Origin of the sequence: Bacillus sp. jun7 (assembly GCF_051034795.1) — a bacterium.
GTDB classification, from domain to species: domain Bacteria; phylum Bacillota; class Bacilli; order Bacillales; family Bacillaceae; genus Bacillus; species Bacillus velezensis.
On sequence record NZ_CP093219.1, the window covers coordinates 1,585,881 to 1,609,362 of the forward strand.

Consider the following 23,482-nt stretch of genomic DNA (forward strand, 5'->3'; position numbering starts at 1 on the left):
TGTATCTGCAGGCCGCCTGTTTACGTTCTGAGAACCGCATTGATAAACGAATCAGCCATTAAAATAAGAAAAAGCAGACTGAAATAAACAATCGAATAAAAAAACATCCCCTTCGACCATTGCGTGTCATCCGCCGCCTGAAAGCCTTTGACGCTCCGGTACAGCCAGATGGCCCCGAGCAGGAGAGCGGTTGCGGTATAAAACGGGCTGACGTCTATATAAAGAGGAACGAGCAGCGAAACCGCAGTCAGAACGGCGATATAGCGCAGCATTTTTATTTTTGTGACGCGATTGCCTTTTATGATCGGCAAAAGCGGAATGCCGGCGGCACGATACTCTTCCTTTCGCCTGATTCCGATCGCCCAGAAATGCGGCGGCTGCCACAAAAACATAATCGCGAATAACAAAATCGCGGGCATATCAATGTACCCGGCCAGCGCGCAATAACCGATTAAAGGCGGAGCCGCCCCGGGAAAGCTGCCGACAAATGTGCTCCAGACGGATTGTCTTTTAAACCAAAGCGTATAAACGACGGCATACAGCAAAAATGCAAGCAGGCCAAGAACGGCGGTCAGTACATTAAGCGAAGCAAGCATGATGAATCCGCATGCGCCGAGACATGTGCCGTACAGGATCATGACCGTCGGCGGTATTTTTCCCGTGACGCTGGCGCGGGTGCGGGTTCGCGCCATCTTTGCGTCCATGCCGCGGTCAAAGAAGTTATTAAAAACAGTGCTTGACGCCATGACTAACGCCGTTCCGATCATGGCAACCGCCATGGCGGCAAATATACCGGGCCCTCCGCCCGTCCTTTCCGACTGAAGCCACGCGATCCAAAATCCGCCTAATGCGGCGAGTGAATTTGAGATGATAATCCCCGGTTTGGCAAGAATGATAAAGTCCTTGACCGTCATCCGGTTTCCGTTATGCTTCATAGACTGTTCCGTCTGTGCTGCATTTGAATTCATTTGTTGAGGTTCTCCTTTTTCGGCTTATCATATCAGGAAGAATCAGGAAGCACAATTTATTTTGGGCATTTTTCACACAATTGTAAATTGTATATGAAAAGCCGCATCTTGTGACCGGATGCGGCTTTTCCCTTTTTCTATTCAAAGTCTGCCCATACTGCTCCCTGATCCGCCGAACGGACACCATTTTCAATCCAGCGGATGCCCTGAGCCCGGGCAGGCGATGGCGGGCTCCACGCATCATTTTTGCGCCTCACTGAGATGTTCGCTCTCTTCAGTCACACAAAAGCCGTGTGTATATTGCAAATCGACGTTCTTCTTTCCCGAGCCTTCCCAAGAAAACTTCGGAAAAATAAAAACCCTTGCCGGTTAGACGGCAAGGGTTGTTTCTTACAGTGTAAATGCGATATCCGCCCCTGATACAGGGTCTTTGACGAATACGCCCTCTTCTTTTTCTTCGATCTCAAAGCCGGCATCGGTCAGCGCTTTTGTCACACGTGACAGCTCTTTTTGATGCGGCAGCGCGATGGTGTAATAATCCAGCCCGCTTGCATTTCCCGGTTTCGGCGGCGCATGTTTTCCGGCCCATATATTCAGACCGATGTGATGGTGATACCCTCCCGCTGAAACAAACAGAGCGGACATGCCCGCGTAATTGCCGACAATGTCAAAACCGAGGATATCGGTGTAAAACGCTTTGGCTTCCTGTAAATCCGTCACATGAAGATGGATGTGACCGATTACGGTTCCTTCCGGGAGACGGCTTTTCCGTTCAGCTCCGGCTTCTTCCAAAAGCCCATCCACATCGACGGGCGCCGTTTGCATGACGTAATTGCCCTCTGCATCCCGGCGCCACGTGCTGCGGGGACGATCGGCGTATATTTCAATGCCGTTGCCGTCCGGATCAGACAGGTAAAGAGCCTCACTGACTGCGTGATCCCCCTGCCCGAGCGCGATGCCGTTTTCAATCAGCCTGGCCAATGCGATGCCGAGTTCTTTCCGGTCAGGCAGAAGTATCGCGAAATGGTAAAGGCCGGTGACAGACCGCTCCGGCAGAACGACGGCGCTCGGATTTTCTTCAAGCACCAGCAGGACGCGTTTTCCGTCTGCTGACAGTTCTGCAGAACGATCTGTCTGCGAGATGACTTGAAGGCCGATGACATTCCGATAAAAGCCGAGCGACCGTTCCATATTTTTAATGGTCAATTTGACATAACCGATTGCCGTATCTTGATGAATGCCGGTCATTTGAACGCCTTCTTTCTTATGCTGAAAAAGTTTCTCCCTTTTTTGATTTGAAAAGGAGCTGATCCAATGAAAGCAGTCGGCTTCCTGAAAGCGCTAAGTGAATTGACGCAACCAGTAAGATGAAATCAAATTCCGATCCGCCCATAAATGGTGAGGAAAGCTTCGCCGTGAAGATGGCGCCGACTAATGTGAGGGCAAACAGAACGCCGATTATGCGCGTCGCCAAACCGAAAAAGATCAGAACCCCGCCGACAAGCTCAATCGTCGCGATGACGTAGACCATAAAGGCCGGAAGCCCGATGCTCTGGAAAAATTGCGTAGTTCCTTCCAACCCTTGAAACTTGGATAAACCGTGAACAAAAAAGATAATACCTGTTACAACCCTTAAAAGCAGTGTTCCTGTTTCGAATGATTTATTCATAAAATCCTCCTTGAAAATTATTATCACTTACTTTATGTAAGCTAGTATATATACATAACTTATTTACGTCAAGTAATTTTGTTACATTTAACGAAAATAACTTAAAAGTACTATTTGTCTTCGCAAAAAAAGACCTCCGCACTCTGTCGGAGGTCTTTTTCCCTATCTATGATTCCCGGAACTGGCTTTCATATAATTCCCGGTAAAACCCGTTCTGGCTGAGCAATTCGGCATGGGTTCCTTTTTCAGCCATTTCGCCGTCTTTCAGCACAAGAATCTGATCGGCTTTTTGAATCGTATTCAGCCTGTGAGCGATGATGACGCTTGTTCTGCCCGCCATTAAACGGCCGAGCGCTTCTTGTATTTTCACTTCCGTCACCGTATCAATGTTGCTCGTCGCTTCATCCAAAATGAGCAGCACAGGGTCCGCCAGCACAGCTCTCGCGATGGAAATAAGCTGTTTTTGTCCTTGGCTGATGCCCGCGCCGTTTTGGGTAAGGACGGTATCGTAGCCTTTCGGGAGCCGTTCGATGAATCCGTGGGCATTGGCGGCTCTTGCGGCTGCCTCCACCTCTTGGTCAGATGCATCCAGACGGCCGTAACGGATATTTTCCCTGATGGTGCCCTGAAAGAGAAAGGAATCCTGCAGGACAAACCCCATGTTTTTTCTCAGACTGGATCTCGTCAGTTTTTTGATGTCCGTTCCGTCGATGAGGATTTTCCCGTTATTCGGCTCGTAAAAGCGGGCGATCAGGCTCGTAACGGTCGTTTTACCCGCTCCGGTCGGTCCGACGAAGGCGATTGACTGTCCTTTCGGAACGCTGAAGGACAGATGTTTTAAGATCAGGCTGTCTTCCTGATAGCCGAAGGAGACATCTCGGAATTCAATCTCTCCCGTTTTGATCGGCTGGTGCGTCGCATGCTCTTCATCTTCCCGCTCCTCTTTTTCATCCAGCACGTCAAACACCCGTTCAGCCCCGGCGATGGCCGATAACATCGTATTGAACTGATTGGCTAAATCATTTAAAGGGCGCGTGAACTGCCGCGAGTATTCTGCGAATACGACGATGGAACCGATCGAAATCCACCCCTTCAGCGCAAACAGCCCGCCGACCGCCGCTATAATCGTAAAGCTTAAATTGTTTAAAGAGTTCATGACTTTCGGAATGAATCCCGAAATTGTCTGCGCCCAAAACCCTGATGATTGTAACGCCGCGTTTTTTTCTAAAAATTGCTCCATGACGCGGTCTTCCCTCGAATAGGCTTTAATGACCTTCGCTCCTGATATCGACTCTTCAATAAAACCGTTCAGCTCGCCGAGGTTTTTCTGCTGCTGCTTAAACAGGAGTCCCGTCCGGTTGGTGATCCATTTAATGCTCAAAAGCATGATCGGAATAATCAAAAGCGTGATCAATGTTAAAAGCGGACTCATGTACAGCATGACGGCGATTGTGCCGACGAATGTAATGACGCTCGACAGCACTTGAATGACGGATGTATTTAAAGTGGAGCTGACATTTTCGATATCATTGGTAACCCGGCTCATCAAGTCGCCGAGGCGCTGTTTATCAAAAAACGGTATCGGCAGCTCATGCAGATGGGTGAACAGTTCGCTCCGCATTTTAAACACGGTGCTTTGCGAAATATTGATCATCCAATAGTTTTGAAACCATAAGGACAATGATTGCACGAGGTAAATCCCAAACAGCAAGAACAGCACCCCCGCCAATCCGTCCGTCGTCCGTCCGACGATAAAATGATCAATTGCTTTCCCGATGACGAACGGTCCGAGCAGGCCGAATATGGCGCTTATGACTACCATGATGATCACAAGGGTTAAAAGCCCTTTTTTCTCGGCTACATACGACCAGATTCTGCGCAGCGTGCCTTTTGTATCTTTTGCTTTCGCGCGTTTTCTGCCGCCTTCATTTGGTTTGAGCGGTATTTTCGGATATCGGAAAGGTTTACGAATGTCTTTCTCCACTGTCAGCTCCCTCCTTTCCGAATTGTGATTCATAAATCTGCCGGTACAGATGAGACTGTGCCATCAGCTCTTTGTGCGTGCCTTTTGCCAGCAGTTCGCCGTCTTCAAGCAATAAGATGGTGTCAGCCTTCATCGCGGTCGTTATTTTCTGCGTAATAAGCAGTGTCGTGCATTCATAGGATCTGATGGCTTGTAAAAGCTTCGCTTCCGTTTGAAGATCGAGCGCGCTCGTACTGTCATCTAACAGCAGGAGGGACGGCTTTCTGATAAAAGCGCGCGCGATGGAAATCCGCTGCTTCTGCCCGCCTGACAAATTGACGCCCCGCTGTCCCAGCACCGTGTCGTATCCGTTTGACAGTTTCATAATCGTGTCATGGATTTGCGCGTCTTTGGCCGCTTCCATTACTTCATCTAGTGAAGCATCCTCCCGTCCCCAGGCGATATTTTCACGGATTGTGCCCGAAAACAGAAGCACTTCCTGCGGCACATAGCCGATTTCCCTGCGCAGCCCGCAAGCGGAGAATTCACCGATCGGTTTGCCGTCTATGAAAATACTGCCCGAATCAGCCGTGTACAGGCGCGGAATCAGCTGAAAAAGCGTTGATTTCCCTGAACCTGTCGCGCCCATAATGGCAACCGTTTCTCTCGGGCTGGCAGAAAAGGACACGTGATGCAGCGCGTCTTTTTCCATGTCCGGATAGCGGAAGGACACTTCGCGAAACTCAATCCCGCCTGCAAGCGCCCGTGCCGGGTCGTGCCCCGTTCCCTCGCCGCCTTCTGTTTCCAGCACCTCGCCGATTCTTTCTCCGGAAGCCTTCGCCCGGGAAAATACCATAATGAGAAATGGCAGGACGGACAGCGCGCCTGTAATCCGCGTCGCATAGTTAATGACGGAAACGACATCGCCGACCTGCGCTCCGCCCTGAGCAATGCTTTTGGCGCCGAACCATAAGATAAACAAAATGCAGCTGTTCATCAGCAGCATTAAAATCGGCATCGCCGCTTCCACGAGACGAAAAGCGGAGACCGTTTTTTCCATCAGCTTCGTATTCGATTTCAAAAAACGTTTCACTTCGTGGTTTGCACGGAGGAGCGCTTTAATCAGTTTGATCGCCGTCAGGTTTTCCTGCATGATCGTGTTGACCTGATCAAGCCGCTTTTGCACAGACCGAAACAGCGCGCCGCCTCTTTTCAGCACCCACAGCAAAAACAAAAGCAAAATCGGCACCGTGATCAGCAGAAAAAACCCGAGTTTCACATTGACGGTCAGCGAGAGAATAATGCCGCCCGCGATCATTAACGGCGCACGAAGCATAAACCGGAGACTCATGAAAAGCATATTCTGGACCTGCGTCACATCGTTTGTCAGCCGGGTGATAAACGATGTGGATGAGAATTGCGCAAACGTCGAATAAGAGAAGGATTGAATTTTTTGAAAAAGCCCTTTTCGCGTATCATACGCATAGCTCTGGCTGATGTGGGCGGAGTAGAATGAATTTAAAATTCCCGATGCGAATGAAACCGCGGTCAGTCCGATCATCACGCCGCCCCACAGCCAAACCGTACCGAGATCCTGCTTTAAAATTCCTTCGTCAATGATTTTCCCGATCAGCAGGGGCTGTATCAGCTCTACCGCAAGCTCGATGAGCATGAAAAACAGAGCGATTCCCGCCAAAAGGGAATACGGTTTTACATATGATAAAGCCTTTGACATGTGTAAGCCTCCAAATCCTTTGTTCAATATTATTATTTTATGCCTTTCCGGCAAATGAATAAAGAAATTTGGTGTGCCGTTTTTTTAATAATCTGCGAAAAAGATAAAACCTTCCCGGGGAGGGGAAGGTTTTGACCTTATTGATCCAATTGCTGTTCAATGCGCTCCCGCATTTGCGGAACGCCTAATCCGACAATGACCTGAAGCGCCCTGCCTTTTCTGACGACGCCGTGGGCTCCCAGCTCTCTGAAATCGGCGTCACTTTTGACCTTTGATTCATCAGCGACAGTGACGCGTAGACGGGTGGCGCAATTGGTGACCTCCGTAATATTGTCCTTTCCGCCCAGCGCTTCAATATACAAAGCGGCTGTATCCCGCTGTGTTTCGTCTGCCGCAGCCGTTTCTTTTGAAGCCTGCTTCCGTTCTCTGTACTCCTTTTTCGAATAAAGCTTTGTTTCCTGCCCTTCCTCTTTTTCTCTGCCCGGTGTGGCGATGTTGAATTTGAGAATGAGGAAACGGAAGACGAAAAAGTAAACAGCGGTAAAACACAGCCCGATGATGATCTGGTATACATACGTCAAGCCGTGGCTTGACGCCAGCGGGATCCAGTTCAAGGTCGCAGCTTCGATCAAACCGCCTCCCATATTTCCGACGACGCCGGCCATATACATGACGGTTGCCATGGAAGCGGCAAGCAAAGCATGAACCGCAAATAAAAACGGCGAGATAAAAAGGAATGTAAATTCAATCGGCTCTGTAATCCCTGCGACAATGGACGTCAAGGTGACCGGGATCAAAAGGCCGGCGACGATTTTTTTCTTTTCCTTTGAAGCCGTGGCGTAAAAAGCGAGCGCGATTCCCGGAATGCCGAAGATTTTCGAGTTGCCGTGAAGCGCGAAGCCCCCCTGCGGGAACAATTCTTTCAGCGGTTTGACGCTTTGAGAGTATTCCCCGAGATGCTGGGCCCAATAGGTGACGATACCGCCTTCAGCCACAGCCGGACCGTAAATAAACGGCGAGTAAATAAAATGATGCAGGCCGGTCGGAATTAAAATCCGCTCCAGGAAGGTGTAAATCCACACGCCGATCGCCCCGGAAGAAACGAGAAAACTTTGCAGCGAGCCGATTCCGGACTGAACCATCGGCCATACGTATGCCACCGCAAGTGAAATCGGTATCATAATGAAGAAAGAAATGATAACGATGTAGGAAGAGCCTTGAAAAATCCCCAGAAAATCCGGCAGTTTTTTATCAAAATAACGATTGTGCAAATACACGACAATAGATGAAATAAAGATGGCGCCGATAATATTCGTATCAAGCGTTTTGATCCCGGCGATCATCGTCAGCCCGCTCGTTCCGCCGGCTTCCTGAGTCATATCGACATGAAAAGCCCCGCCCCAAACCGTCAGAATCGCATTGATAAAGTAATTGAATGTCAGATAAACTGTAAGCGCTTCCAAACAAGCCCGCGCCTGCGCTTTTTTCGCTAAGGCGACAGGTATGCCGATCGCAAACAGGAGCGGCATCTGATTAAAGACGGTCCAGCCGCCCTGTTCAATGACGTACCAGCATTGATACCAAAGCCCGTCAGGATCAGCCAGCGGCCCCATCAGCGTTTTATTTTTAAACAGCGTGCTCAGACCGACAATAATACCGGAAAATGCAAATAACAAAACAGGCACAAACATCGCGCTGCCGAAGCGCTGGACTTTTTGCATCATTTCACGTGACCTCCCGCTATTTATCAAAATTTTCGAGCTCTTTATAATCAACATATGCACGGAATAACGCTTCGCCCACCAGAAAAAACGGGGCAAATGCGACGATTTCCGTTTTATCGCTTAACGTCACCGGCTTGCTGGTCGCATAAAGATTATACGGCGTCGTTTGCGCCAGGACGTTGTTTTTCAGATTGGTGATTGAAATAAACGGAACTCCCTTTGCGGACAGGGTCCTTACCTGCGGAATTAATTCGGGTGTTTCGCCTGATAAAGAAATAATGATGAATACGTCATCAACCTTAAAATCATCACACATGATATCAAACTCTGTGATGTCCTGAATTAAAATCAGATACTTCCGCCGGGATACAAACATCCGCTGCAGCTCACGGGCGCACACCCTCTGAGCCGTCCCCGATCCGTAAACGAAAATCCGTTTTGCTTCATCTATCAGCCGGCACATCTCCGTCATATCTTTTGACTTCACGTATTTTACATTGGCTTCAATATCATCCAGCAGCTTTTCAAACGTCATATTCTCGCCCTCTTCAGGCTGATCCTCCCATTTCAGAAAAACACGGAATTCACTATAGCCGCTGAAGCCCAGTTTTTGGGCGAGCCGCAGGATGGAAGACCGAGAGACATTGCAGGCTTTCGCCATGTCATTGATACCGAGATGGTAGCACGTATGCTTATGATTCAATATATATTTTAAAATATAAAAATCGTTGTCATTTAATTTCGCGTAATGCTGATTAACCAGTTCTTCAAGACTCATCCCAAAAATCCCCCCGTTTTCTTTCTATTATATAGAATAACAGATAAAGAAAACGGGGAAGATTGTCATCAGGAAATAGGAGACGGGCTTACATCAAGCTCAGGCCAGTAGTCTTTATTAGCCTCCATCAGATCTTCAAGAATCAGTCTTGCCACACGGGCATTCGGCACTGTTTTTGACAGGATCAGCGCCTGCCACAGCTTTTGAAACGACCGCTCTTCCCACGCTTCAGCCGTCAGTTTTTCGACAGACACCTGCTGTTCCATCAGGCCTTTTTGAAATTGCGGTATGTTCCCGACTGAGAGCGGTTCCGGTCCGTTTGAACCTACGAGACAAGGAATCTCAACCATGGCTGACGGATCAAAGTTTGCGATCGCGCCGTTATTTTCAACGATTAACAGCATTCTCTCCCCTGTGTTGTAAGCGATGGCCCGGGCAAGGTCGACGATATAGGAAGCATGATCATCAATTTTAATTTCACTGTTCTCCGATGATTGTTCGCGCGTAATCATATCGCATTGGCTGAAAATGAAAGCTTCCCGCCCTTCCATGACTTCGTTGGCTCTCGTATGGTTCGGGTTTGATTTTTTCACCATATCATCCGGGAATAAGTAATATTGCAGATATGTGTTCGGAAGCGTATCCGGATCAGCCGCCTGTACGTCGCGCGCTTTTTTGAATGTGTCATTCCAGCTTGCTTCAGTCTGTTCGGCCTCCGTCTTCGGAACGTAGCCGTATTCACGGACATGCTCTTTCAGCTTCGGCATTAAATCATTGCCCTCTCGATCGGTGATGGACGTCCACCAGCCAAAGTGGTTCAAGCCGTAGTAACGGACGTTCATTTCTTTTCGTGAAGATAATCCGAGGATGTTCGCCATGCGATCCTCAATTCCGACCGGCATGTCGCAGATGTTCAATATTTTTGAATTCGGTCTGAGGCGCCGTGTAGCTTCGGCCACAATCGCCGCCGGATTGGAGTAATTCAGCATCCATGCGTCAGGCGAGTACGTTTCCATATAATCAAGAATCTCCAGAACACCGCCGATAGAGCGCATGCCGTATGCGATTCCGCCCGGCCCGCATGTTTCCTGGCCGACCACGCCGTACTTCAGCGGGATTTGTTCATCGAGTGCGCGCATCGCATATTTTCCAACGCGGATATGCGCCATGACGAAGTCAACATCCGTAAAAGCCGTCTCTGGGTCATCAGTCGCCAAAAATTCAATGTCCGGCGCTTTTTCTTTTATGAATACCTCACACGCACCCGCAATCCGCTCCTGCCTTTCTTTATCATTGTCATAAAGTTTCAGCTTTCTGATCGGAAACTCTTCCAGGTGGTTCAAAAGCATTAATACAATTCCGGGGGTAAATGTGCTGCCGCCGCCTGCAATAACGATTGAGAATGATTTGTCTGTCATGTGAAGCCCTCCTCTGATAACGTTTACATTTTATTTATATCATGAGAAGGTCCGATCTGTACCGGGTTTGGAGGAGTTAGATCATTTGATCATTTTTAGTTATTTTTCTCAAAAATCGGGAAAGTTCCCACAGGTACAAAAAAGGCCTGCTGTCATCAGCAGACCCCTTCTCAAAAATGCTCTTGTAAATCAGAAAGCAGCACTTCCTGCTCAAATTGTGGATTTCCGATCGGAAAAATCCTGGCTGTTTCCTTGTCTTCGTTGACATGCTGAATATAAATCGGAACTCCTTCATACGTCACATACGCCATGGCGGCGGATTCCGAAATGTCTTTCGCACGCTGTGTATTCACGTCTCAAACCTCCTTTAGGCCTCACACATAACGTGTCCGGCAGCCAAGAGAAGTATGCTTGTTTCTTACAATTGTCCGGCGGTGAGTTTGAATTTTTTGAGGCGTTTGTAAAACGTGCTCCGCGGGATTCCGGCCATTTTGGCGGCCTGTGTAACATTCCCCTTCGCTGATTCAAGCGCGTTTACGATGATGTTTTTCTGAATGTGCTCCCGGATGGAGACAGGGGACGCTTCTTCCTGTTCATAAGACTCGGCCGCCTCTTTAAGACCTGACGCTTCAAGCAGGGCTGCGATGGGGCGCCCTGACAGCCGTCCGTCCGGGAACATGACGGAAAGACGTTCAAATACATTAAACAATTCCCTGATGTTCCCCGGCCATTTCCGGCTCTTTAATAGGTCTAAAAAATCATCAGGAAGCTCCCCCCGCCAGCCGCGATTTCGCTGAAATTCAAGGAAGAGGCCGGGAATGTCTTCGGTGCGTTCTCTTAATGGAGGGAGGTGGATCGGACAGACGTGAAGCCGGTAAAATAAATCTTCTCTCAGCTTTTTGCATTCGACAAGCTGTCTCAGATCAGTGTGGGTGGCAGTGATAATTCTGATGTCAACGGGAATCTCTTTTGTCCCGCCGACCGGGGTGACTTTCCGCTCCTGCAGCACCCGTAACAGAGCGACCTGCATGGAGTGTGATATTTCTCCGATTTCATCGAGGAAAAGCGTGCCTTTATCGGCTTTTTGCAAAGCGCCGTTATGTCCTTTCCGTTTGGCTCCGGTGAAGGCGCCTTCCGAGTAGCCGAACAGTTCGCTTTCAATCAGCTTTTCGGGGACCGCCCCGCAGTTGACAGCGATAAACGGGCCGTTTTTCCTGGAGCTGTTGTTGTGAATCGCCCGGGCGGCAATCTCCTTTCCCGTCCCGGTTTCTCCCGTAAGACAAACGGTTGCGTCCGTTCGGGCGACAAGCTCCAGCTGCTGGAGCATATGTCGGGATGACGGGCTTTTGCCTGCCGCACCATGAAATATAAACGACGGCTTTTCTTCTCGTTTAGATAAGTAAATGCATGAGAAGCCGTTCTCCTCCCGCTTCGTCTGCTTGATATGATAGCCCTGTTCCTCAAGCTCGCGCAGCATATGTCCGGTAAAATGCTGAACGGGACGGCTTGCGGCGATAACCCGGCTCATTTCATTGCAAAGCACGATCGGATCGTGAGACCGGGTAAGCCCGGCGAATTTGCTGATCATGTCAAGTTCTGTCATTTTGATCTTTAGGGCAAGCTCCCGTTCCGCCGTATAAGCGATGGAGGAGGCAATTCCGAGCATAAAAGGCTGAGCGCGGGCGGCGGGGCAGGAAATATCAATGACACCCGCCAGCCGCCCGTCTTCATAACGGATGGGCGCGGCGGAACAGCTCCATTGATGAGAAGCGAGCGAATAATGTTCAGAGCCGTGTATCATGACCGGTTCATTTGTATAAAGAGCTGTCCCGATCGCATTCGTGCCGACGGCCGTTTCCGTCCAGCGGGCGCCTTTTAAGAAATTGATGCGGTTCGCTTCATGAATGGTGCGCGGGTGGCCGTCAACTGAATGGACAACGCCGTCAGAATCAATCAGAAGAACCATCATTTCCATTTCCCGCATCGCCGTTTTCATTCTTTCTGCGTGCGGCGTTGAGGCCGCTAAAAATAACGCATGCTTTTCGGCCTGCCTTTCTAAATGATCTGCCGGCATTACATTCGGTCCCTTTTCTAGATACGGGTTGACGTCGGCTTTTTTGCAGCGGTGCCATGAAGCGGCCACCCGCTTCTGAATACGGGATTCATCGAGCACGCCTTCTTTCACAAAACGCTTCCAGGTTTTAAAATCATTCCGAATGACATTCATTGTATTCGCTCCCCCCTGTTCAGACCATCTTTTCATATATTGTAGGGGAAAAGTAAAGCGCTTTCAACGAAAAATACCCCTTCTCATCTGAGAAAGGGTATTCCGGTTATACGGAATGCACCGCAAGTCCGGTGACATTCAGCAGGGCTTCCTGAAGCGTTTCTGACAGAGTCGGATGCGCCGCGATAAAGTGCTCCGACATATCCGCCGTCATTTCACCGTTCATCATCATGACCGCCTGACCGATCAATTCCGTCACGTCCGGCCCGATCATTGACACCCCGACGATTTCTCCGAATTCCGGCTCGGCAATGATTTTCATTTTGCCGCCGTACTGATGCTTAATTAACGCTTTTCCGTTAGCAGAAAATGAGCATTCTCCGATTTTCACATCTCCGTATGTCTCTCTCGCCTGTGTTTCCGTCAGCCCGACAGCTGCCATTTCCGGCGATGTATAAATACAGCGGGGCACCGCCCGCATATTGACTTTGCTGTCCTTTCCCGAGGCATGCGCGGCGGCTGTGATTCCTTCATGAATGGCGGCATGCGCTAGCTGCATCCCTCCGGCCGCATCGCCGCACGCATATATATGAGGCACATTGGTCTGCATATGGTCATTGACTTCAATCCCGCGCGGAGAATACCGGATGCCGGCTTGATCCAAATTCACCCCTTGCAAACGCGGCTTTCTGCCGATTGCAACCAAAATGTGATCAGCCTGAGCCTCAATTTCTTTTCCGTCTTTTGTCCACACGGCGGTTTTCCTTTCTTTGTCAATCCGCTGAAGGGCGGCTTTTGTCTGAATATCAGCCCCGCTGTCTCTTAAAGAGTCTTCGAAAGCGGCGGCGATTTCCCCGTCTTCTGCCGGGAGCAGCCGGTCAGCCGATTCAATCACCGTCACTTTCGTTTTAAACCGGCTGAATAAAGAGGCAAATTCGCAGCCGATCACACCTCCCCCGACAATGAGCAGAGACGAAGGGATTTTCTGTAAAGAAAGCGCATCTTTGCTGTCGATTACCCAATCGCCGTCAAATGGGGCAAACGGCAGCTCCGCCGGTTCAGATCCGGATGCAATCAATATCCGGTCCGCTTCCAGAATGTCTTTTGCGCCTCCTTCTTCTTCAACAAGCAATGTCTGCTCTGTGAGAAATGAGGCTGTCCCGCTGATGACTTTAATCTGATTTGCTTTCATTAAGTATTGAATTCCCTGCACGAGCTGGCTGACGATTTGCCGTTTGCGCCCCTGCATGCGGTTCCAATTGAGTGTAATGTTTTGCGGCAGTTCGATGCCGAATGTATTTGCATGCCTGATTTTATCGAGCACATTCGCACTTTCCAAAAGCGACTTTGTCGGGATGCACCCCTCATTGAGACAAGTGCCTCCGAGCGGCCCTTTGTCGATCAGAACGACTTCTGCTCCTCTCCGCGCGGCAGTCACGGCAGCTGCATATCCGGCCGGCCCGCCGCCGATAATGGCTAGTTTCATTTTTTCACCTCTCTCTATAAAATCAAACCGGCAGGCTCTTCAAGCAGCGCTTTGACCGTTTTCAGGAAGTCCGCAGCCGGGGCGCCGTCACATACTCTGTGATCAAAGGTAAGACTCAGCGGCAGCATGATGCTTTTGACAAGCTCATCTCCTTTAAATGCCGGCGTTTCATAGCTTGCGCCCACTCCGAGAATACCGGCTTCAGGCGAATTAAGAATCGGGGTGAAATGCTCAATTCCGTAACCCCCGAGATTTGTAATAGAAAATGTCGATCCGTGCAGGTCATCTCCGGAAGCATTGCCTTCCCGCGCCCGGCGTGCCGATGTGCTGATGTGATCCGCAAGCTCAAGGAATGAAAGCTTTTCCGCATCCCGGATCACCGGCACGACGAGACCGTTTTCAAGAGAAACCGCCATCCCGAGGTGGACATATGGATAGGTGATGATCCGCTCCTCTTGATAAGAGCTGTTCAGCTCAGGATGCTGTTTCAGCGCAAGCACCGCGGCCCGGGATACGAAATGTGTGACCGTCAGTTTAACACCGCTCCGCTTTTTCGCGCTGTCGGCGAGCTGCTGCTGCCATTTTACAAGCTCCGTAATGTCCGCTTTCATCGTCAACGTCAGCTGGGCGCTGTTTTGCAGGCTTTTGTGCATTCGGTCTGCAATCACTTTTCTCATCGCTGAAGCCGGTTTTTCCTCCGGCTGTGCCGTCTGAACCGAAGACTGCGGTTCAGCTTCCGTCTTCATCGCCTTGATGACGTCAGCTTTTACAATTCGGCCTCCGGGACCCGTCCCGTTCAGCGTATCAACTTTCAACCCGGCTTTCTCCGCCATTTTTCGGGCAACGGGAGATATTTTCACGCGGTGTTTACGCTTTTGCCCGGCTTTGGGAGCGGGAATATGTTCAGGTTCAGCTTGCGGTTTCCCTGCATTTTCAGGAGCCGGTGCCTCCTTCTCCCGCACTTCTTCGCCGTTTTCCCCGATATAACAGATGGGCGTTCCCGGGGGGACTCCTTCTCCCTCTTTGACTTTAATGTGAAGAAGCGTGCCGCTTTCAGGCGCTTCTATTTCCATTTCTATTTTTTCCGAGTTGATGCTGGCGATGCTCTCTCCCTTTTCAACCGGGTCGCCGACTTTTTTATTCCAGACGGATACTTCACCTTTCTTCATCGCCATTCCAAGCTTCGGCATTACTACTTTTACAGCCATTCTATATCCCTCCTTTAATTCATTGCCGGCTCGCCAAGCAATTCAAGTGTGACGCTGACAATACGGTCTGGTGTCGGCAAATATTGATCTTCAAGCACCGGCGAAAACGGCACCGGTGTATGCGGCGCTGTAATCCGCTTAATCGGCGCATCAAGCAAATCAAAGCCCTTATCGGCGACAATCGCAGCAATATCCGTGGCGATGCTGCAGCGCGGATTGGCTTCGTCAATGATGATCAGCCGGTTTGTTTTTTCTAACGATGTGAAAATCGCTTCCTCATCTAGAGGAGACAGACTCCGGGGATCAAGCACCTCGGCGTCGATGCCTTTCTCAGAAAGCTGTGCAGCCGCTTCAAGCGCGGTATTAACCTGCTTGCCGACCGCAAACAGCGTGATGTCGCTGCCTTCGCGTTTGATATCCGCTTTTCCGAGCGGAATTGTATAATAATCTTCCGGCACCTCGCCCTTCATGCTGTAGGACGTTTTGTCTTCAAAAAAGAATACCGGATCATTGTCTTCTATTGCCGCCAGCAGCAAACCTTTGGCGTCATACGGATTGGACGGCACAACCGTCTTCAGACCCGGGATGCTGGTGAACAGGCCATACAGCGCCTGCGAATGCTGAGCCGCTGCCCGGAACCCGGCTCCGTATGTGGTGCGGACGGTGATCGGCACTTGCGCTTTACCGCCGAACATATAGCGGAATTTCGCCCCTTGGTTAATCACTTGGTCAAAGCACGTTCCGATAAAATCATTAAACATCAGCTCGGCAATCGGTCTCAGCCCCGTGGATGCCGCAGCCATGGCCGCACCCATATAGCCCGCCTCAGAAATCGGTGTATCCAGCACTCGGCTGCGCCCGAATTCCTGTACGAGACCCTTTGTGACCCCGAGTACACCGCCCCATGCCTCATCATCTTGCAAATGATCGACCGCCGCTCCCCCGGCGACATCCTCACCGATTACAAGCACATTTTCATCTCTTCTCATCGCAAGCTTCATTGCTTCATTGATCGCGTCCGACATGCTTATGACTCTCGCCATCTCACATTCCCCCTTTTTCATATGACACGTAGACGTCTGTCAACAGCTCAGACTCTTTCGGATAAGGACTCTTTTCGCTGAACGAGACGGCTTTTTCAATCGATTCGCTGACTCGCTGTTCAATGTCTGACAATTTATTTGCATCTGTTTCTTTTAGAAGATAGTTTTTAAAGCCTTGGATAGCATCCTTTTCTTCAAGATGCTCAGTCTTTTCATCCTTTGTTTTATAAGTTTGGGCATCGCCTTCGAAATGGCCGTAGTTTCTGTAAGTCATACATTCAATCAAAGACGGGCCTCCGCCGTTTCTTGCTCTTTCTATCGCTTCCCCGGCTGCCTGATAAACCGCTAAAATATCTTTTCCGTCCACCGTGACCCCCGGCATGTTGTAGGCAGCCGCCCGATCGGCGATTGAATCACAGGCTGACGCGTACTCAAATGTCGTGGCTTCGCCGTAGCCGTTGTTTTCGGCGATGAACACGACAGGAAGGTTCCATACTGCCGCTAAGTTCAGCCCTTCATGGAAGGTGCCTTGGTTATTGGCTCCGTCTCCGAAAAAGCAAACGCTTACATTTTTAGTTTGTTTATATTTAGCCGTGAGCGCTGATCCGCATGCGAGCGTAAATCCGCCCCCGACGATTCCATTTGCGCCTAACATGCCTTTATCAAGATCCGCAATGTGCATAGAACCGCCTTTGCCTTTACACAGTCCGGTCGCTTTTCCGAATATTTCCGCCATCATGCCGTCCAGATCACAGCCTTTGGCGATACAATGGCCATGTCCCCTGTGTGTGCTTGTAATGCTGTCGCCATCATCTAAATGAGCGCACACCCCCGCAGCTACCGCTTCTTCACCGGCATACAAATGGACGAATCCGGGAAGCACTCCTTGCGCGAAAAGTTCATGCACTTTGTCTTCAAAGCCCCTGATTTCCAGCATCTTTTGGTACATCCACAGCGCTTTTTCCTCAGTTAATGACAAGCCTTCTCGTTTTAACAATTCCATTTTGTGCGCCTCCTTCTATTTAGGGTTCACACTTATAAATGCAAGAAGCATGCCAGCCTTTGAAGCCCGTAAAATGAATGTTTTTATTTTTTCAATGGAGACAGTTTGAGACAGGTGTCTCATTTTGTCTCGATCTGTTCCCTTTGTCTCGTTTTATGGCATACAAAAAAGACCGGGCATCACCCTGTCTTTGACAATGATCGACGTATTTATTTCCTCGGAAATCTTTTATTGCTTCATTCTTCCGCATACAGTCTATCACGGCGTTTGAGTGGTTACACTCTTTTTTTCATATCCACGCGCTGCAGTTCATCCTTTTCTTCAACAGCCCGATTCAGTGCTTGAAGCATGTAACCAATGCCTTTATACGATGACAGAGGCCAGGTGATATGCTGATGCTCTCCGATGACGGCGTTTAGAACGCTTCGGTATTTTTTCCCGCCAAGCATGACAAGCTCTTCGACGTCGGAAAAGCCTTTTTCATGAAATTGACGGCGCAGCTCGTCCGCTGCCATGATCTCCGGGTGACCGGTTCCAAAAGTGACATCGTAATTTCCGGGAACAGTATCATCCGGACGAAGAAATCCATACTTCGCCGACAAAATCACCCACTCATCGAAAAATGCTTTCGCATATCGCTCGCACGCCTGATGAAACGGGCTGAGATAAGCGTCTTCCGCCCTTACCGGCCCTGTATCTGAATGGACATCCCAAATTTTTTTTCTTGCCGCAGGGGATGATGCACAGTCGTTTCATTTTTCTCTCCCCCCTTTATGATGTATGTCCTATCAATGTACCATTATTCGTTTATTTCTGCATGACGAAACCGGCCATGGATCTGTCTGGGTAAAGCTGCACACAAAAAACCCGGAATTCAAACCGAACTCCGGGCCGGATGAAGAGTTGTTTATGTCACTCTTGCTCCATCCCATCAAGATACTTTCTCTCAAAGTCATCGAGCAATGCACGCACTTCATCTGTTGACTTTGTATTCATGCATTGATTTCTTAATTCACTTGCTCCCCGGAATCCGCGGAGATATATCTTGAAAAAGCGAGGGAGCGGTTTATATGCTCTAGCTTCTTCTTTTGAATACTCATCATGGAGATCCAGGTGCAATCTCAAAAGATCAAGCAATTCCTTACTGCTATGCTCTCTCGGCTCCTTTTCAAAGGCGAACGGATTAGTAAAAATGCCTCGTCCAATCATAATCCCGTCAACACCGTATTGTTCAGCGAGTTTCAAGCCGGTCTCCCGGTCAGGAATATCCCCATTGATCGTCAAAAGGGTATCTGGCGCAATCTCGTCACGAAGTTTCTTAATTTCCGGAATCAACTCCCAATGCGCATCTACTTTACTCATTTCCGCTCTTGTACGCAGATGAATAGAAAGATTCGCAATGTCTTGTTTCAGTATGTGTGTCAGCCAGCCGCGCCATTCGTCAACATCCGTGTAGCCAAGTCTCGTCTTCACACTTACCGGCAGACCTCCTGCTTTCGCCGCCTGTATTAATTCTGCCGCAACTTCAGGACGGCAAATCAGGCCGCTTCCCTTTCCATTCCCCGCCACATTAGGGACAGGACAGCCCATATTGATATCCAGGCCCTTAAACCCTAATTCCGCCATCCCAATACTCATTTGGCGAAAGTTTTCAGGCTTATCTCCCCATATGTGGGCAACCATCGGCTGTTCATCCTCCGTGAAAGTCAAACGGCCGCGTACACTATCCTTCCCATCCGGGTGACAATAGCTTTCTGAGTTTGTAAACTCTGTGAAAAACACATCAGGTCTGCCTGCTTCACTCACAACATGGCGAAAAACGACATCCGTCACATCTTCCATTGGTGCCAGTACAAAAAATGGCCGCGGTAATTCACGCCAGAAATTATCTGTCATAACAAATCCAAATCCTTTCATGATGGGATACAGCCAAACCTTTATCCCAAAATTAAAAACTGACCATGCTTCTTTTACACTTATAGCATGTGTCAGCACTTCTTATCAAACGATAGTAAATTTTGAACATTTCACTTTTTACACCTTAAAAAGTGAAAAAGCAAACTGGAGTAGAACACATTAATTGAGTTAACGTAATAGACTATCGCTATAGTTAACCCCATATCGTTCATTTCTGATCAACTCAGTCAACTCCTTAACCTTTAAAAGGGTCTGAGAGAGAAAAAAGTGTGATGATTATCTACACCTAATTTTTATATATATTGTGGTTTATTAAGATTAGCGCTGACCTTCATCTTTCTTAGCGGCCTTACTTTTGCTCTTTTTGGATAAAAAGGAGTCCAACCTAAATAGAATATCATATGAGTTCTCCCTATTACCATAAAACAAATTTCAAGAAATAAGTTGATTAAGCAAATGGGGCTGGGGGGGGGGGGGTATATCTGAGTACTGAAGAGAATGTAAAAAGAAAAAGCCTTAACTTGCCGATTGTGAATCACATGAAGTAAAGAGGATGGGAAGAGAAAATAAACTTGAACTTAACAGAATTCAAGAACTTCAATCTGGATCTTTTCGGATTTGCTCATGGTTTAGAAATAACCAACGCAGCAAGTGGCTTCTGGCTCTATACAGTATATGTACTAAGGGTCGATCGGCTTTCAAAGCCCATATGTTAATATCTTTATACAATCACCTATATATATTTGTATAAGGTTACGATCCGGTAATCCTGATCCAAAACCAATAAAATAGACTGCTGACTAAGTGCCGCAGTCTTCATTCATAAGATTAATAAGAAAGTGTTCATTTTCTTTCATCATTAAATAAGGCGTCAGAAGTTATTGCTTTCATTTCGAATATTCTTTGTTATACCTGTAATGATTTGTATAACAGTGAAAACCCCCAAGAAAACAGTGACAATATTAAACCATGGATTATCATAGAATGAAAGATATGTTTGAAAGAAATCCAGTTCAACTATGTTTGCTGGGAATCCATTCATTTCTCTATAATTCGGACCCCATCCCGTTAATTCTACAAAATTAAAATAAAGCTGTGATATTAAAAATGCCAACAACGTGTGAAACCAACTTCTTTTATATACTTTACCCATTTCATTATCCATTTCCTTTTCTGCAATACTTTTTAGCCTAGTGTCAATCTAACATCATTATATGATGAAGCATGATTGTCGCAATAATTACTTATTAAGAATATAACCATCGCAGGTATTACTGTAAGAGTTGTTATCTCTTGCGGTTCCGCCTCATATTTATTCCTTTTTTTGGAACAAGAGAAATAATTGGGGTCCTTTTCCTGTTTAGGCTTTCATATTATGTATAACGACCAAACATGCTTTTTTAGTGTGTTTGATCTTTTATCGATGTGCCAACTGCCGCTGGTGATTAGTGTAAGTAAGCACCCTTGCCTTTTACAGCTTCTACTTCAGAACCTTCGTTCAGTTGTTGAAATTCCAATATCTCTCATTCGGTTTCACCTCCTGTTTATCTTTTATTAAAGACCTACTTACTTTGGCATGATAAATACTTTACAGTTGAATAATGTTACAACTTCATTTCAAACCAATGATATCAAATTATTTTACATTATCCCAATAATGTCATAATACACCACAGCGTCATTATACAAACGAGGTCAAAATTGGCTGTTTTTCACTCGCTTTTCCACACGTTTTTCAACTCTTTTCGTCAGTTTAAATAAAGATCTCCGAGAAAAGAAGAAACATAAAGTTTAGAAAAGACAGCCAGGGCAAAGGCTCCGCATAAAAAAAACCCGGAAATCGGAAATGTTTATACCGAATCCAGGTCTGATTACGAATTGTTTATTTTAGTTAGACGATTTCAACACAAGCTTCGCCACGGCTTCCACATGAGCCGTCTGCGGAAACATATCCACAGGCTGAATATATTCGACGCGATAGTCCTTCGACAGCGTCTGCAAGTCTTTCGCCAGTGTGGAAGGATTGCAGGATACGTAGACGAAGCGTTTCGGTTTTACTTTTTTGATGGTATCTAAAAATGTTCTGTCACAGCCCGTTCTCGGCGGGTCGACGATGACTACGTCAGGACGGAAGCCTTCTTTCGTCCATTTCGGGAGCCAGTGTTCGGCTGTTCCTGTGACATATGCCGCGTTTTTGATGCCGTGTTTTTTGGCGTTTTTCTTCGCGTCATCAATTGATTCTTTAATGACGTCCATGCCGCGGATCTCTTTTGCGCCGCTTGAAACCCACATGCCGATCGTACCGACGCCGCAATACGCGTCTACGACTTTTTCTTTTCCTGTCAGCTGAGCCGCTTGTTTCACTTCGTCATACAGCTTGACCGTCTGCTCAGGGTTGAGCTGGAAGAAAGCGCGGGCGCTCAGTTCAAATGACACGTCACCGAGCACTTCTTGAATGGCATGGCTTCCGGCCAGCGCTTTTGTTTTGTCACCGAAAATGACGGATGTGCGCGCGCCATTGACGTTTTGAATAATCGATTTCACTTCCGGCAGCCGGTTCTGAATGGCTTTGACGATCTCATCTTTATTCGGCAGTGTCTCTTTCGCAGTGACAAGCACGACCTGCACTTCGCCTGTTTCAAAACCGACTCTCGTCACGATGGTGCGGACATCGCCTTTTTTGGACCGTTCGTTATAAACGGATACGTTGTGTTTTTCCAAAATACGGCGGACGATACCCGTTGTTTTGTTTGTCGCCGGATGCTGGACAATGCATTCCTTAATCGGGACGATTTTATGGGAATCAAGTCCGTATAAGCCGGCAATGATGCTGCCGCTTTGCGAGCGTCCGACTTGGAACTGGCTTTTGTTCCGGTAATTCCAAGGGTTGTCCATTCCGATCGTATCTTTAATGTTCATTTCTTCGACATTGAATCTCGTATGACGTTCCAGAGACTGAATGACGATGTCGCGTTTTTCGCGAAGCTGCTGGGTGTATGCCAGATGCTGAAGCTGACAGCCGCCGCACTGGTCGTAGACCGGGCATGGCGGCGTGACGCGGTGTTCAGACGGCTTGCGGATTTTTTTGACGCGTGCTTCTGAAAATTTCGGCTGCACATTTGTCGCTTCGGCAACGACTTCTTCCCCGGGCAGAGCGCCGGGAACGAAGACAACTTTTTTCTTAAAATAGCCGACGCCCTCTCCGTTAATGCCGAGACGTTTGATGGTCAGCGGAAATGTCTGCCCGATTTTCAATTCGGCAGGCGCCTTTTTTTGATGTTGATTCACGTTTTTTTCTCTCCGTTTCTATATAAAGCCTTTCTCCTGGGAAAACGGCTGATTTGAAATATCACATCTTTTCAGTATAACATGCAGCCGGCGGTTCCTTCATGTTTTTCACTGGAAGTTTCCAAAAAATGATCAAAGCGGTTTTTCATTCAATACTTCTCCACAAATACAAGGACGCATAGCTTAAATACGGCGCCCATTCGCTGCTTACCTGAAGCATCACGTCTTTTGACGGTTTATCCTCAAGGGCGAAGCGGCGTTTGATGGCATTTTGCAGGCCGATATCCGCCAAAGGAAACAGATTCGGGCGGCCGAGGCCGAACATGAGCACGTTTTGGACGGTCCACGGGCCGATGCCTCTGATGGTGATCAGCTTTTTCATAATGTCTTCATCCGATAAATGGGTAAGTTCCGCCAGATTGAGCGCTCCGTCTGCAATCATGCGTGAAATGTCAATCGCATATTCCGCTTTTCTCATGCTGAACTGGAGCTCCCGCAAGTCCTGATACTCAAGCGCCGCAATCGTTTTCGGTTCGGGATAGCACCAGACGCCGTCTTTTTGTTCACCGAAGGCATGGACGAACCGTTCCGTTAAGGTAAATGCGAAAGACAGGTTGAGCTGCTGGTGGATGATGCATTTCATGAGACAGTTGTAGACGTCATATTCCAAGACGAGCGGGGTTCCCGCATGCTCCTCAAAAAGCGCCGACAGATTTGTTTTTGAGAAATGATCAAGCACCGGCTGAAGCGGCTGTTCCCACTGAAAAATGTGTTTGATCCGTTCAATCATCTCCTCGCGGTCCGTTTCTCCGCTGACGAGGAAGACCGGGTCTGCGGCGGTGCCTTCCGCTTGAACCGTGATGACGGACAGTTTGCCGTCCCGTGTTCTGAGCGGCACTTTGATTGATCTTGCATGAAGATCGACCGCATTCAGCGGATCGAGCGACAGCCTTTCAAGGACTTTATCAAAATGATACGGCGGCGTGACCGAAACCGTTTCCTTCCACATATGCTCCACCCCTTTTTGTCCAAGTATATCATGAAGCGGCCGGGCG

General features: G+C 48.3%; 18 protein-coding genes and 2 pseudogenes. All 20 read right to left on the bottom strand.

Annotation, left to right across the window (positions count from 1 at the left end):
- Positions 1-20: 20 nt before the first annotated feature.
- The gene (cyoE, locus tag MJQ52_RS07490; RefSeq protein WP_070081515.1) at positions 21-968 is read right to left on the bottom strand and encodes a heme o synthase; all 948 of its coding nucleotides are present in this window, start codon (positions 966-968) and stop codon (positions 21-23) included.
- A 243-nt stretch (positions 969-1,211) separates the two neighbouring features.
- Positions 1,212-1,280, bottom strand: a pseudogene (locus tag MJQ52_RS07495) (hypothetical protein); the annotation flags it as partial.
- 78 nt (positions 1,281-1,358) lie between these two features.
- Positions 1,359-2,216 carry a VOC family protein gene (locus MJQ52_RS07500; protein WP_094247146.1) on the bottom strand — a complete coding sequence of 286 codons (858 nt, stop codon included), beginning with the start codon at positions 2,214-2,216 and terminating at the stop codon, positions 1,359-1,361.
- Between the two features lie 16 nt (positions 2,217-2,232).
- Positions 2,233-2,637, bottom strand: coding sequence for a DoxX family protein (locus tag MJQ52_RS07505; RefSeq protein WP_014304646.1), 405 nt, complete (start codon positions 2,635-2,637; stop codon positions 2,233-2,235).
- A 166-nt stretch (positions 2,638-2,803) separates the two neighbouring features.
- Positions 2,804-4,621: an ABC transporter ATP-binding protein gene (locus MJQ52_RS07510; RefSeq protein WP_094247147.1), complete on the bottom strand. Its 1,818-nt coding sequence runs from the start codon at positions 4,619-4,621 to the stop codon at positions 2,804-2,806.
- Complete coding sequence (locus MJQ52_RS07515) at positions 4,602-6,335, bottom strand: ABC transporter ATP-binding protein (protein ID WP_070081512.1); 1,734 nt, start codon at positions 6,333-6,335, stop codon at positions 4,602-4,604. The genes MJQ52_RS07510 and MJQ52_RS07515 overlap by 20 nt, the downstream gene beginning before the upstream one ends.
- Positions 6,336-6,472: 137 nt before the next feature.
- Positions 6,473-8,059 (bottom strand): alpha-glucoside-specific PTS transporter subunit IIBC, encoded by a 1,587-nt coding sequence (locus tag MJQ52_RS07520; protein WP_015388532.1) that lies wholly within the window; start codon positions 8,057-8,059, stop codon positions 6,473-6,475.
- Between the two features lie 16 nt (positions 8,060-8,075).
- Complete coding sequence (locus tag MJQ52_RS07525) at positions 8,076-8,837, bottom strand: MurR/RpiR family transcriptional regulator (protein ID WP_007408530.1); 762 nt, start codon at positions 8,835-8,837, stop codon at positions 8,076-8,078.
- Positions 8,838-8,905: 68 nt separating this feature from the next.
- A complete protein-coding gene (glvA, locus tag MJQ52_RS07530; RefSeq protein WP_003155532.1) occupies positions 8,906-10,255 on the bottom strand; it encodes a maltose-6'-phosphate glucosidase in 1,350 nt (449 codons plus the stop codon).
- A gap of 170 nt (positions 10,256-10,425) precedes the next feature.
- Complete coding sequence (locus MJQ52_RS07535) at positions 10,426-10,608, bottom strand: H-type small acid-soluble spore protein (protein ID WP_003155535.1); 183 nt, start codon at positions 10,606-10,608, stop codon at positions 10,426-10,428.
- A gap of 65 nt (positions 10,609-10,673) precedes the next feature.
- A complete protein-coding gene (locus MJQ52_RS07540) occupies positions 10,674-12,482 on the bottom strand; it encodes a sigma-54-dependent Fis family transcriptional regulator (RefSeq protein WP_063637095.1) in 1,809 nt (602 codons plus the stop codon).
- A gap of 106 nt (positions 12,483-12,588) precedes the next feature.
- Positions 12,589-13,968 (bottom strand): dihydrolipoyl dehydrogenase, encoded by a 1,380-nt coding sequence (gene lpdA, locus MJQ52_RS07545; RefSeq protein ID WP_094247148.1) that lies wholly within the window; start codon positions 13,966-13,968, stop codon positions 12,589-12,591.
- A 14-nt stretch (positions 13,969-13,982) separates the two neighbouring features.
- Positions 13,983-15,176 carry a dihydrolipoamide acetyltransferase family protein gene (locus MJQ52_RS07550; protein ID WP_094247149.1) on the bottom strand — a complete coding sequence of 398 codons (1,194 nt, stop codon included), beginning with the start codon at positions 15,174-15,176 and terminating at the stop codon, positions 13,983-13,985.
- A gap of 14 nt (positions 15,177-15,190) precedes the next feature.
- On the bottom strand, positions 15,191-16,219 hold the full coding sequence (gene acoB / locus MJQ52_RS07555; RefSeq protein ID WP_094247150.1) for an acetoin:2,6-dichlorophenolindophenol oxidoreductase subunit beta: 1,029 nt from the start codon (positions 16,217-16,219) through the stop codon (positions 15,191-15,193).
- A gap of 1 nt (position 16,220) precedes the next feature.
- On the bottom strand, positions 16,221-17,222 hold the full coding sequence (gene acoA / locus MJQ52_RS07560; protein ID WP_003155540.1) for an acetoin:2,6-dichlorophenolindophenol oxidoreductase subunit alpha: 1,002 nt from the start codon (positions 17,220-17,222) through the stop codon (positions 16,221-16,223).
- Between the two features lie 275 nt (positions 17,223-17,497).
- Positions 17,498-17,978, bottom strand: a pseudogene (locus MJQ52_RS07565) (DUF6884 domain-containing protein).
- Positions 17,979-18,134: 156 nt separating this feature from the next.
- The gene (locus MJQ52_RS07570; protein ID WP_057080401.1) at positions 18,135-19,118 is read right to left on the bottom strand and encodes a tRNA dihydrouridine synthase; all 984 of its coding nucleotides are present in this window, start codon (positions 19,116-19,118) and stop codon (positions 18,135-18,137) included.
- Between the two features lie 892 nt (positions 19,119-20,010).
- On the bottom strand, positions 20,011-20,292 hold the full coding sequence (locus MJQ52_RS07575; protein WP_094247152.1) for a YfzA family protein: 282 nt from the start codon (positions 20,290-20,292) through the stop codon (positions 20,011-20,013).
- 734 nt (positions 20,293-21,026) lie between these two features.
- A complete protein-coding gene (rlmD, locus tag MJQ52_RS07580) occupies positions 21,027-22,427 on the bottom strand; it encodes a 23S rRNA (uracil(1939)-C(5))-methyltransferase RlmD (RefSeq protein WP_094247153.1) in 1,401 nt (466 codons plus the stop codon).
- Positions 22,428-22,572: 145 nt separating this feature from the next.
- On the bottom strand, positions 22,573-23,436 hold the full coding sequence (locus MJQ52_RS07585) for a DNA-3-methyladenine glycosylase family protein (protein WP_024085017.1): 864 nt from the start codon (positions 23,434-23,436) through the stop codon (positions 22,573-22,575).
- Between the last annotated feature and the right edge of the window lie 46 nt (positions 23,437-23,482).

Excerpts from the sequence above, each read along its gene's own strand:
- MJQ52_RS07515 (WP_070081512.1), bottom strand. The coding sequence starts at position 6,335 with ATGTCAAAGGCTTTATCATATGTAAAACCGTATTCCCTTTTGGCGGGA.
- MJQ52_RS07575 (WP_094247152.1), bottom strand. The coding sequence starts at position 20,292 with ATGGGTAAAGTATATAAAAGAAGTTGGTTTCACACGTTGTTGGCATTT.
- acoB (WP_094247150.1), bottom strand. The coding sequence starts at position 16,219 with ATGGCGAGAGTCATAAGCATGTCGGACGCGATCAATGAAGCAATGAAG.
- MJQ52_RS07540 (WP_063637095.1), bottom strand. The coding sequence starts at position 12,482 with ATGAATGTCATTCGGAATGATTTTAAAACCTGGAAGCGTTTTGTGAAA.
- MJQ52_RS07585 (WP_024085017.1), bottom strand. The coding sequence starts at position 23,436 with ATGTGGAAGGAAACGGTTTCGGTCACGCCGCCGTATCATTTTGATAAA.
- MJQ52_RS07500 (WP_094247146.1), bottom strand. The coding sequence starts at position 2,216 with ATGACCGGCATTCATCAAGATACGGCAATCGGTTATGTCAAATTGACC.
- cyoE (WP_070081515.1), bottom strand. The coding sequence starts at position 968 with ATGAATTCAAATGCAGCACAGACGGAACAGTCTATGAAGCATAACGGA.
- MJQ52_RS07550 (WP_094247149.1), bottom strand. The coding sequence starts at position 15,176 with ATGGCTGTAAAAGTAGTAATGCCGAAGCTTGGAATGGCGATGAAGAAA.
- lpdA (WP_094247148.1), bottom strand. The coding sequence starts at position 13,968 with ATGAAACTAGCCATTATCGGCGGCGGGCCGGCCGGATATGCAGCTGCC.
- MJQ52_RS07570 (WP_057080401.1), bottom strand. The coding sequence starts at position 19,118 with ATGACAGATAATTTCTGGCGTGAATTACCGCGGCCATTTTTTGTACTG.
- glvA (WP_003155532.1), bottom strand. The coding sequence starts at position 10,255 with ATGACAGACAAATCATTCTCAATCGTTATTGCAGGCGGCGGCAGCACA.
- MJQ52_RS07505 (WP_014304646.1), bottom strand. The coding sequence starts at position 2,637 with ATGAATAAATCATTCGAAACAGGAACACTGCTTTTAAGGGTTGTAACA.
- MJQ52_RS07520 (WP_015388532.1), bottom strand. The coding sequence starts at position 8,059 with ATGATGCAAAAAGTCCAGCGCTTCGGCAGCGCGATGTTTGTGCCTGTT.
- acoA (WP_003155540.1), bottom strand. The coding sequence starts at position 17,222 with ATGGAATTGTTAAAACGAGAAGGCTTGTCATTAACTGAGGAAAAAGCG.
- MJQ52_RS07525 (WP_007408530.1), bottom strand. The coding sequence starts at position 8,837 with ATGAGTCTTGAAGAACTGGTTAATCAGCATTACGCGAAATTAAATGAC.